9 protein-coding genes are annotated in these 9827 nt (G+C 68.0%); 6 read left to right on the top strand and 3 right to left on the bottom strand.

All coding sequences use genetic code 11. The annotated features are described in order from the left end of the window. Positions 1-314, top strand: a 314-nt coding sequence (locus QZ847_RS10730) for a LysR substrate-binding domain-containing protein (protein ID WP_294356390.1), incomplete at its 5' end; no start/stop codon positions are given. Here QZ847_RS10730 and QZ847_RS10725 read toward each other — a convergent pair. After that, on the bottom strand, positions 299-1165 hold the full coding sequence (locus QZ847_RS10725) for a LysR family transcriptional regulator (protein WP_294356388.1): 867 nt from the start codon (positions 1163-1165) through the stop codon (positions 299-301). The genes QZ847_RS10730 and QZ847_RS10725 overlap by 16 nt on opposite strands. A 94-nt stretch (positions 1166-1259) precedes the next feature. On the opposite strand from QZ847_RS10725, the gene QZ847_RS10720 reads away from it, so the two are divergent. From QZ847_RS10720 to QZ847_RS10710, 3 genes are read left to right on the top strand one after another with little or no spacing between them, the layout of a single operon-like run. Further along, entirely contained in the window at positions 1260-2417 is a 1158-nt protein-coding gene (locus QZ847_RS10720; RefSeq protein ID WP_294356392.1) for an isovaleryl-CoA dehydrogenase, read from the top strand. Further along, entirely contained in the window at positions 2414-4015 is a 1602-nt protein-coding gene (locus tag QZ847_RS10715; RefSeq protein ID WP_294356387.1) for a carboxyl transferase domain-containing protein, read from the top strand. Before QZ847_RS10720 ends, QZ847_RS10715 begins: the two co-directional genes overlap by 4 nt. Before the next feature lie 5 nt (positions 4016-4020). Further along, positions 4021-5862, top strand: a complete 1842-nt coding sequence (locus QZ847_RS10710; protein WP_294356386.1) for an acetyl/propionyl/methylcrotonyl-CoA carboxylase subunit alpha — start codon at positions 4021-4023, stop codon at positions 5860-5862. A gap of 30 nt (positions 5863-5892) precedes the next feature. Here the strand turns inward: QZ847_RS10710 and QZ847_RS10705 are convergent, their stop codons facing one another. Next, entirely contained in the window at positions 5893-6342 is a 450-nt protein-coding gene (locus QZ847_RS10705) for an NfeD family protein (protein WP_294356385.1), read from the bottom strand. Further along, positions 6339-7337, bottom strand: a complete 999-nt coding sequence (locus tag QZ847_RS10700; RefSeq protein ID WP_294189847.1) for an SPFH domain-containing protein — start codon at positions 7335-7337, stop codon at positions 6339-6341. The genes QZ847_RS10705 and QZ847_RS10700 overlap by 4 nt, the downstream gene beginning before the upstream one ends. A 121-nt stretch (positions 7338-7458) precedes the next feature. On the opposite strand from QZ847_RS10700, the gene guaB reads away from it, so the two are divergent. Together guaB and QZ847_RS10690 are read left to right on the top strand one after the other, a co-directional pair. Beyond that, positions 7459-8916, top strand: coding sequence for an IMP dehydrogenase (gene guaB, locus QZ847_RS10695; RefSeq protein WP_294356383.1), 1458 nt, complete (start codon positions 7459-7461; stop codon positions 8914-8916). Between the two features lie 133 nt (positions 8917-9049). Beyond that, positions 9050-9827: class I SAM-dependent methyltransferase (locus QZ847_RS10690; protein ID WP_294356381.1), on the top strand; the 778-nt coding region annotated here is incomplete at its 3' end.

Below are 9827 nucleotides of genomic sequence, written 5' to 3'. Positions count from 1 at the left end.
TGCTCGATCGCTGGCAGCAGATGTTCGACCATGCCGACAAGCCGCGACCCGACGCGCCAATCCAGTGCGGCTCGGTCGCCTTGATCCGCGGCGTGCTGGTACGCAGCGACTTCCTGACGCTGCTCTCGCCCGATCAGGTCAGCGCCGAGATCGACTCGGGCTCGCTCGTCACGATTGACTCGTGCGTGCCCGACACGATGCGCACGATCGGCGCGATCACCAGGCGCGACTGGTATCCGACCGCGCTGCAGGAGCAGTTCATGACGGTGCTGCGCCACCACGCCACTGTCGGCCGAACTCAGCCGGACGAATGACCAAGTCGCTCGACCGCGCGGACTAGCGCGGTGCCGCGCAGCGCCGCCGCGTCCCTGTGCGCGGCGTAGACGACTCCCAGCGTCCGGGTGAGATCGAAGCCGTCGAGCCGAGGGCACGCGACCCCGTCGCCCGCGAAGCTCTCCGGCACCAACGTCACTCCCAACCCCTCGCGCACGTATCGCAGCGCGCGTTCGTCGCTCGCGGTGCGCGCGGCGAAGAACGGCCGCACCCCGCGCGCGGTGAAATGCCGGCTGGTATCCGCCAGCGCTTCGCAGTGCCGGCGTACGATCATCGCCTCGCTCGCCAGCTCCTCCGCCGTCACGGTCGTCCGGCCGGCGAGCGGGTGAAAGGTGGGAAGCGCCATCGCAAAGCCTTCCTCCGCGATTACGTCGTGCGCGCCGCTGCCCGCGCGCACGATCGTCAGCGCCAGGTCGATGCGACCGCTCGCCAGTCGGTCGGCCAACTCCCGCTCGCGACCTTCGTACACCTCCAGCCGTTCGCCACCCGCCTGCCGGTGCGCGCCGAGCAGCCGCTCGATCCAGCCAGGCGCAATCGAGCCGAGCACACCCAGCCGGATCGTCTCCGCCGCCGCCGTGTCGCCGACGGCGCGCTCGGCGGCGAGGAACCCCGCCTCAATCCGCCGCGCCTGCTCGGCCAGCAGCGTTCCCGCCTGCGTCAGCTCGACCCGGCGATTGCTGCGCCGGAACAGCGACTTTCCCAGCGTCTTCTCCAGCTTGGCGATCCCGACCGACAATGTCGGTTGCGACACGTTGCAGGCCTCCGCGGCGCGCGAGAAATTGCCACGGTCGATTACCGCCAGAAAGTAGCGCAGGTGATAGCGGTCGATCATAGATATTCTCTATGATGTGCTAACCGAAACTTCAATTTTGCGCGAGGCACCGTCGGCTGGTACACCGCGCGCAAAGGAGAGGCCTGTGGCAGAAATGGACTTCGCGCTCGGCGACAATGCCGAGATGATCCGCGACACCACGCGGCGGTTCGCGACCGACAAGATCGCGCCCTTGGCCGCGAAGATCGACGCCGACGACTGGTTCCCGCGTGACGAGCTGTGGCCCGCGATGGGCGAGCTCGGCCTGCATGGCATCACCGTGGCGGAGGAAGATGGCGGGCTCGGGCTCGGCTATCTCGAACACGTCGTCGCGCAGGAAGAAGTCGCGCGCGCGTCCGCCTCGATCGGTCTGAGCTACGGTGCGCACTCGAATTTGTGCGTCAACCAGATCCGTCGCTGGGCGAACGCAGAGCAGAAGGCGAAATACCTGCCCAAGCTGATCAGCGGCGAGCATGTCGGCAGCCTCGCGATGTCGGAGGCGAATGCCGGCTCCGACGTTGTCTCGATGAAGCTGCGCGCGGAGAAGGTGCAGGGCGGCTACGTGCTGAACGGAACCAAATTCTGGATCACCAACGCGCCTTACGCCGACACGCTCGTCGTCTACGCCAAAACGGGTGAGGGGTCGCGCGGCATCACCACCTTCCTGATCGAGAAGGACATGGCCGGTTTCGCGATCGGGCAGAAGATCGACAAGATGGGCATGCGTGGCTCACCCACTGCCGAACTCGTCTTCACCGACTGCGAGGTACCTGACGAGAACGTGATGGGGCCGGTGAACGGCGGTGTCGGCGTGCTGATGAGCGGGCTCGACTACGAGCGCACCGTGCTCGCGGGCATCCAGCTCGGTGTCATGCAGGCGTGCCTCGACGTCGTGCTGCCCTACGTGCGTGAACGGCAGCAGTTTGGCCAGCCGATCGGCGCCTTCCAGCTGATGCAGGCGAAGATCGCCGACATGTACGTCGCGCTCAACTCCGCGCGTGCCTACGTCTACGCGGTTGCGCAGGCGTGCGACGCGGGCAAGACGACGCGCTTCGACGCGGCGGGCGCGATCCTGCTCGCCAGCGAGAACGCGTTCAAGGTCGCGGGCGAGGCGGTGCAGGCGCTGGGCGGTGCGGGCTATACCAAGGACTGGCCGGTCGAGCGTTTCCTGCGCGACGCGAAGCTGCTCGACATTGGTGCCGGCACCAACGAAATCCGCCGCATGCTGATCGGACGCGAGCTGATCGGCCACAACCCGCCGGTCGCGCAATGAGCGCGCCCCGCCTCGACACCAAGCTGTCGCACACGGACGCGACGTTCCAGGCGAACGAAGCGCACAACCGCGCGCTCGCCGAGGAACTGCGCGACCGCGTCGCCGATGCGGCGCTCGGCGGTGACCAGCGTGCGCGTGATCGTCATACCAGCCGCGGCAAGCTGCTGCCTCGTGACCGTGTCGAGCGGCTGCTCGATCCCGGCACCGCGTTCCTCGAAATCGGGCAGCTGGCCGCGAACGGCCTCTACGACGATCAGGTCCCCGGCGCGGGGCTCATCTGCGGCATCGGCGCCGTGTCGGGCCGGCAGGTCATGATCGTGTGCAACGACGCCACCGTGAAGGGCGGCACTTACTATCCGCTGACCGTCAAGAAGCACCTTCGCGCGCAGGAGATCGCGCAGGAGAATAGGCTCCCCTGCATCTACCTGGTCGATTCAGGCGGCGCCAATCTACCGCACCAGGCCGAGGTGTTCCCCGATCGCGAGCATTTCGGCCGCATCTTCTTCAACCAGGCGAACATGTCGGCGCTGCAGATCCCGCAGATCGCCTGCGTGATGGGCAGTTGCACCGCGGGTGGCGCTTACGTCCCTGCGATGAGCGACGAGACCGTGATCGTGCGCAACCAGGGCACGATCTTCCTCGCCGGCCCGCCATTGGTGAAGGCGGCGACGGGCGAGGTGATCTCGGCCGAGGAGCTGGGTGGTGCGGAAACGCACGGCCGCCGCTCGGGCGTGGTCGACCATGTTGCCGAGAACGACGATCACGCGCTCACGATCGTGCGCGACATCGTGTCGACGCTGCCGCCGCCGCCCGCGCCGACGATCAACATGGCCGAGCCGCGCGTGCCGATGTTCGCCGCCGACGACCTTTACGGCATCGTGCCGCAGGACGTGCGCGCGCCGTACGACGTGCATGAGGTGATCGCGCGGCTGGTCGACGGAAGCGAGTTGCACGAGTTCAAGGCTTTGTACGGCACCAGCCTCGTCTGCGGCTTCGCGCACATCCACGGCATGCCGGTCGCGATCCTCGCCAACAACGGCGTCTTGTTCAGCGAATCGGCGCAGAAGGGCGCGCACTTTATCGAACTCGCCTGCCAGCGCCGCGTGCCGCTCTTGTTCCTCCAGAACATCTCGGGCTTCATGGTCGGTGGCCGCTACGAGGCCGAAGGCATCGCCAAGCACGGCGCCAAGCTCGTCACCGCGGTTGCGACCGCCAGCGTGCCCAAGATCACGATCCTGATTGGCGGCAGCTTCGGCGCGGGTAATTACGGCATGTGCGGCCGTGCCTACTCACCCCGCTTTCTTTTCAGCTGGCCCAACAGCCGCATCAGCGTGATGGGCGGCGAACAGGCGGCAAGCGTGCTCGCGACGGTCCACCGCGACGCCGACAGCTGGACGCCCGAGCAGGCAGAGGCGTTCAAGGCGCCCGTGCGCCAGAAGTACGAGGATGAGGGCAATCCTTATTACGCGACCGCACGATTGTGGGACGACGGCGTGATCGACCCGGCGCAGACCCGCGACGTGCTCGGCCTCGCGCTCACCGCCTGCCTCAACGCCCCCGTCGAGCAGGCACCCCGCTTCGGCGTGTTCCGGATGTGACCCAGATGATCCAATCGCTCCTTATCGCCAATCGCGGCGAGATCGCCTGCCGCATCATCCGCACCGCACGCGTGCTCGGCATCCGTACGGTCGCAGTCTATTCCGACGCCGACGCCGATGCGCTCCACGCGCGGCTGGCCGACGAGGTGGTCCACATCGGCCCGTCACCGGTGCGCGAGAGCTACCTCGTCGGGGAACGGATCATCGCCGCCGCGCGCGAGACGGGCGCGGAGGCGATCCACCCGGGTTACGGTTTCCTGTCCGAAAACGCCGATTTCGCGCAGAGCGTGATCGACGCCGGGCTCGTCTGGGTCGGCCCGAACCCCGACAGCATCCGCGCGATGGGACTGAAGGACGCCGCCAAGGAACGGATGATCGCGGCCGGCGTGCCCGTGACGCCAGGCTATCTCGGCGCCGACCAGTCGCCCGAGCGCCTCCGCTCCGAGGCCGACGCGATCGGTTATCCCGTGCTGATCAAGGCTGTCGCGGGCGGCGGCGGCAAAGGAATGCGGCAGGTCGGCGACGCCGCCGCCTTCGCCGACGCGCTGCAATCGTGCCAGCGCGAGGCCGCATCGTCGTTCGGCGACGACCGCGTATTGATCGAGAAATACATCCAGAGCCCGCGCCACATCGAGGTGCAGGTGTTCGGCGACCGCCACGGCCACGTCGTCCACCTGTTCGAGCGCGACTGCTCGCTTCAGCGCCGCCATCAGAAGGTGATTGAGGAAGCGCCCGCACCCGGCATGGACGAGGCCACGCGCGCCGCGGTCTGCGCCGCCGCGGTGAAAGCAGCGCAGGCGGTCGATTACGTCGGCGCCGGCACGATCGAGTTCATCGCGGATGCGAGCGATGGCCTGCGCGCCGACCGCATCTGGTTCATGGAAATGAACACCCGCCTCCAGGTCGAGCATCCGGTGACAGAAGCGATCACGGGGCAGGATCTGGTCGAGTGGCAGCTCCGCGTCGCGAGCGGCGAGCCGCTGCCGTGCAGGCAAGGGGACCTCACCATCACCGGTCATGCGATCGAGGCGCGGCTCTATGCCGAGGATCCGGCCAAGGGCTTCCTGCCTTCGATCGGCACGCTGGAAGCGTTCGACCTAGGCGATGACGTTCGCGTCGACACCGGCGTCGAGCAGGGCAGCATCATCTCGCCCTTCTACGACCCCATGATCGCCAAGCTGATCGCGCACGGCGAAACGCGCGAGGACGCCCGCGAGCAGCTCGCCGACGCGCTCGACGAGGCGGTGGTGTGGCCGGTCCGCTCCAATGCAGGCTTCCTGGTCGAAGCGCTCGACCATCCCGACTTCGCCGCCGGCCGCGTCGACACCGGACTGATCGCGCGCGAGGGCGAGGCGTTGATGCCGCCCGCCCACCCGAGCGAGGAAGCGCTGACCGCCGCCGCGGCCGAACTCGCCGGCCCTGCACCGCTCGCCGGCTTTCGCCTGAACGCCAGCCCACGCCGCGCCGCGCGTTTCCTGCTCGATGGTGAGGCAATCGACATCGACTTTACCGAAGCAGCCCAAGCCGACGATGCAGTGACCACCAGCGTCCTCGTCAGCGAGGGCGGTCAGACCTGGGCGCTCGCACCCTTCCGCGCAAGCGGCGCGGCGGCGGGCGGGGCGGGTGACGGCGCGATCCTGTCGCCGATGCCCGGCCGCGTCATCGCGGTTGAGGTTGAGGCCGGCGCGAGCGTCACTAAGGGGCAAAAGCTGCTGACGCTCGAGGCGATGAAGATGGAGCACAGCCTCGTCGCGCCGTTCGACGGTATCGTTGCCGAACTCAATGCCGACGCAGGCGGGCAGGTGACCGAGGGCGCGCTGCTGGCGCGGATTGAAGCAGCCGACTAGACGGCCGAACGAGCCGCCCCCGGGTGCCGGTCACCCGTCGAGCGGCTCGATCACCAGCACGCCCACGTCGACCGCCACGACGCGTGCGCTCACCCCGGCAGGCAGCTCCGGGCCGCGCGCCGGCCAGGAACCGTCGCCCAGCGTCACGCGGCCCGACCCATGCTTGATCGCGCGCTCGACCGTCACCACGGCGCCGACCAATCGCGCGGCCGGATCGTTCAATTGTGCTGCATCACCCTCGACCGGATAGTCGCGGTACCAGCGTCGCCCGATCAGCACCGTCACCACGCTCCACGCCGCAAAGGCACCGATCTGAGCGGCGATTGGCAGGTCGGGCAGCGCCAGCAGTGCCAGTCCGACGATCGCCGCCGCCACCGCGACGAAGACGAGGAACACGCCGGGGATCGCCAGTTCGGCGATGCCGAGCAGCAGCGCTGCGATCAGCCACGCGCTTGCGCCGGAAAGATCGCTCCAGTTCATTCCTCGCCTGTCGCGCCACCGCCGATCCGCGGCACGCTGGCGGTCGCGTCACGCGCCGGCTTGTCCTTCTTCGCGCCGGTTGGGTTCTGCGGCGAGAGGGCGTCGCGCGCCAGCTCGCCGATCCCACCCAGCGTACCGATCAGCTGTGTCGCCTCGACCGGGAACAGGATCGTCTTGGCATTGGGGCTGGTCGCGAACTTGCCGACTGCCTCGACGTATTTCTGCGCGATGAAATAGTTGAGCGATTGCGTGCCGCCACTCTCGATCGCTTCCGACACGACCTGCGTCGCGCGCGCCTCCGCCTCGGCCGCACGCTCGCGCGCTTCCGCATCGCGGTACGCCGACTCGCGCCTCCCCTCGGCCTCCAGGATGCGCGCCTGCTTCTGCCCCTCCGCGCGCAGGATTTCCGACGCGCGGCTGCCTTCCGCCTCGAGGATGTTGGCGCGCTTCTCGCGCTCGGCCTTCATCTGCCGTCCCATCGCGGAAACGATGTCGGCGGGCGGGCGGATGTCCTTGATCTCGACACGCGTGATCTTGACCCCCCACGGCACCGTCGCATGGTCGACGACCGACAACAGCCGCGCGTTGATCTCGTCGCGCTTCGACAGTGTCTCGTCCAAGTCCATTGCGCCCATCACCGTGCGCAGGTTGGTGGTGGTGAGCTGCAGCAGCGCGACGTACAGGTCGGACACCTCGTACGCCGCCTTGGGCGCGTCGAGCACCTGGAAGAACACGACGCCGTCGGTTGAGACGATCGCGTTATCCTTGGTGATGATCTCCTGCCCCGGGATGTCGATCACCTGCTCCATCATGTTCACCTTGCGGCCGACACGGTAGAAGAAGGCGGGATAGAAGTTGAAACCCGGCGAGGCGGTGGTCGTGTAGCGGCCGAAATGCTCGATCGTGTACTGGTAGCCCTGGCGCACGATCTTGATGCTGCTCATCAGGTAGAACAGCACGAGCACGAGCAACAGCGCGGCAATCGTCGTCAGCATTCCCATCCCCCAACCGTATGTCACCCGATCATAGCGCCATGCCCAGCGCGGACCTAGCGAAACCGGGCGAACGCGGTTACATGGCCCGCCACTCCTCCACTCGACGGGATTCGGCGCTCACATGGACATTCGCCTCGGGCTTACCTTCGACGACGTGCTGCTCGTGCCGGGCGCATCCGAGGTGCTGCCGACCGACGCCGACACCCGCACCCGCGTGACGCGCGACATTTCGCTCAACATTCCCGTGCTGTCATCGGCAATGGACACGGTGACCGAGGCCGACATGGCGATCGTCATGGCGCAGCTGGGCGGCATGGGCGTGCTCCACCGCAACCTGACGGTCGAGGAACAGGTCGCCGCGGTCCGCGCGGTCAAAAGGTTCGAGAGCGGGATGGTCGTCAACCCGATCACCATCACGCCGCAGGCGACGCTCGCCGATGCGCAAGCTTTGATGGCCACAAACCGGATCAGCGGCATCCCTGTGGTGGAAGCGGATGGCAAGCTCGTCGGCATCCTGACCAACCGCGACGTGCGCTTCGCCGAGAACCCCAAGCAGCCCGTCGCCGAGCTGATGACGCGCGACAATCTCGCCACTGTGTCGGTGGGCGTCGGCCAGGAGGAGGCGCGCCGCCTGCTCCATCAGCGCCGGATCGAAAAGCTGCTGGTCGTTGACGACGCCTATCGCTGCGTCGGCCTCATCACTGTCAAGGACATCGAGAAAGCGGTCACCTACCCCGACGCAACCAAGGACGCGGCCGGACGCCTGCGCGTCGCCGCCGCGACCACGGTCGGCGACAAGGGCTTCGCGCGCACCGAGGCGCTGGTCGATGCGGAATGCGACCTCGTCGTTATCGACACCGCGCACGGGCACAACCGCGACGTCGCACGCGCGGTTGAGCGCGTCAAGAAGCTGTCGAACTCGGTTCAGGTGATCGCCGGCAACGTCGCCACCGCGGAGGCGACGCGCGCGCTGATCGAGGCGGGTGCGGACGGGATCAAGGTCGGGATCGGTCCCGGCTCAATCTGCACGACGCGCGTCGTCGCCGGCGTCGGCGTGCCGCAGCTGACCGCGGTGATGGACTGCGCCGAAGCGGGCGAGAAGCTGGGCGTGCCGGTGATCGCCGATGGCGGCCTGCGCACCTCGGGCGATCTCGCCAAGGCGCTGGCGGCGGGCGCCGCCACCTGCATGGTTGGCTCGCTGCTCGCCGGTACGGAGGAAGCGCCGGGAGAAACCTTCCTTTATCAGGGGCGTGCGTACAAATCCTATCGTGGCATGGGAAGCGTCGGCGCGATGGGCCGCGGCTCGGCCGACCGCTATTTCCAGGGCGAGGTGCGCGACCAGCTCAAGCTCGTGCCCGAGGGGATCGAGGGGCAGGTGCCGTACAAGGGTCCAGCGCGCGACGTGATCCACCAGCTCGTCGGCGGCATCAAGGCGGCGATGGGCTATACCGGCTCGGCTACGATCCCCGACCTGCAACAGCGCGCTAACTTCGTCCGCATCACGGGCGCGGGGTTGAAGGAAAGCCACGTTCACGACGTGACGATCACGCGCGAGGCACCCAATTACCCGACACGGTAAGGCAGCGGCTGTCCTACGCGGCCAAACTCTGTCACCGCGGCGGGCGTGATTATCCTGTCCCCTCGCGCGCACGCCCGCGCGCACATGTGTAGGGCTGCGACCTTAGTGACTTTCCCATGACATTCGCTGCCCGATGACCCCCGCCGCCCGAACCCAGGCCGCGATCGACCTGCTCGACGCGATCGTCGTCGCCGCAGCCGAGGGCGGCGCTGCCGCCGATACGCTGATCGCGCGCTACTTCGCGCAGCGCCGCTATGCGGGGTCGAAGGATCGCCGCGCGGTGCGCGAACTCGTCTACGCCGCGATCCGCCTGCTCGGCAAGCGCCCGGCGACCGGTCGGGCCGCGATGGTCGCGCTTGCCAAGACCGACCCGGCGATCGCCGCCACGTTCGATGGCTCGACACACGCGCCGATGCCGATCGACGCTGATGAGCCGACCGCCACACCGGGGATCGCACCGGCCTGGCTGCGCGAGCGTCTCTCCGCGTCCGGCTTCGACGATGCCGAGCAGGTAGCGTTGACCGGCCGCGCACCGCTCGACGTGCGCGTCAACCTCCTGCGCGCCACGACCGAGGCGGTCGCATCCGAGTTGCCCGATGCAGCCCCGATCGTCGGCCTAGCCGATGCGCTTCGGCTCCCTGCAGGCACCGACCTCGCCACGTTTACCGGGCAAGTCGAGGTACAGGACGCCGGCAGCCAGGCAGTAACGCTCGCCGCCGACGCGCGCGCCGGCCAAACCGTGATCGATCTTTGCGCCGGGGCAGGCGGAAAGAGCCTCGCACTCGCCGCTGCGATGGAGAATCAGGGTCGCATCATTGCCTCCGACGTTGACCGCGCGCGGCTACGCCGGCTTGAACCGCGCGCGACCGCTGCTGGCGTAACGATCATCGAGCCGCTGCTGCTCGACGCCG

Source organism: uncultured Sphingomonas sp. (assembly GCF_913778135.1).
In the GTDB taxonomy this organism is placed as follows: Bacteria; Pseudomonadota; Alphaproteobacteria; order Sphingomonadales; family Sphingomonadaceae; genus Sphingomonas.
Note: the sequence above shows the minus strand (reverse complement) of the source record. Positions and strands in the feature narration are given on the sequence as shown.

Excerpts from the sequence above, each read along its gene's own strand:
- QZ847_RS10725 (WP_294356388.1), bottom strand. The coding sequence starts at position 1,165 with ATGATCGACCGCTATCACCTGCGCTACTTTCTGGCGGTAATCGACCGT.
- QZ847_RS10720 (WP_294356392.1), top strand. The coding sequence starts at position 1,260 with ATGGACTTCGCGCTCGGCGACAATGCCGAGATGATCCGCGACACCACG.
- QZ847_RS10715 (WP_294356387.1), top strand. The coding sequence starts at position 2,414 with ATGAGCGCGCCCCGCCTCGACACCAAGCTGTCGCACACGGACGCGACG.
- QZ847_RS10710 (WP_294356386.1), top strand. The coding sequence starts at position 4,021 with ATGATCCAATCGCTCCTTATCGCCAATCGCGGCGAGATCGCCTGCCGC.
- QZ847_RS10705 (WP_294356385.1), bottom strand. The coding sequence starts at position 6,342 with ATGAACTGGAGCGATCTTTCCGGCGCAAGCGCGTGGCTGATCGCAGCG.
- QZ847_RS10700 (WP_294189847.1), bottom strand. The coding sequence starts at position 7,337 with ATGCTGACGACGATTGCCGCGCTGTTGCTCGTGCTCGTGCTGTTCTAC.
- guaB (WP_294356383.1), top strand. The coding sequence starts at position 7,459 with ATGGACATTCGCCTCGGGCTTACCTTCGACGACGTGCTGCTCGTGCCG.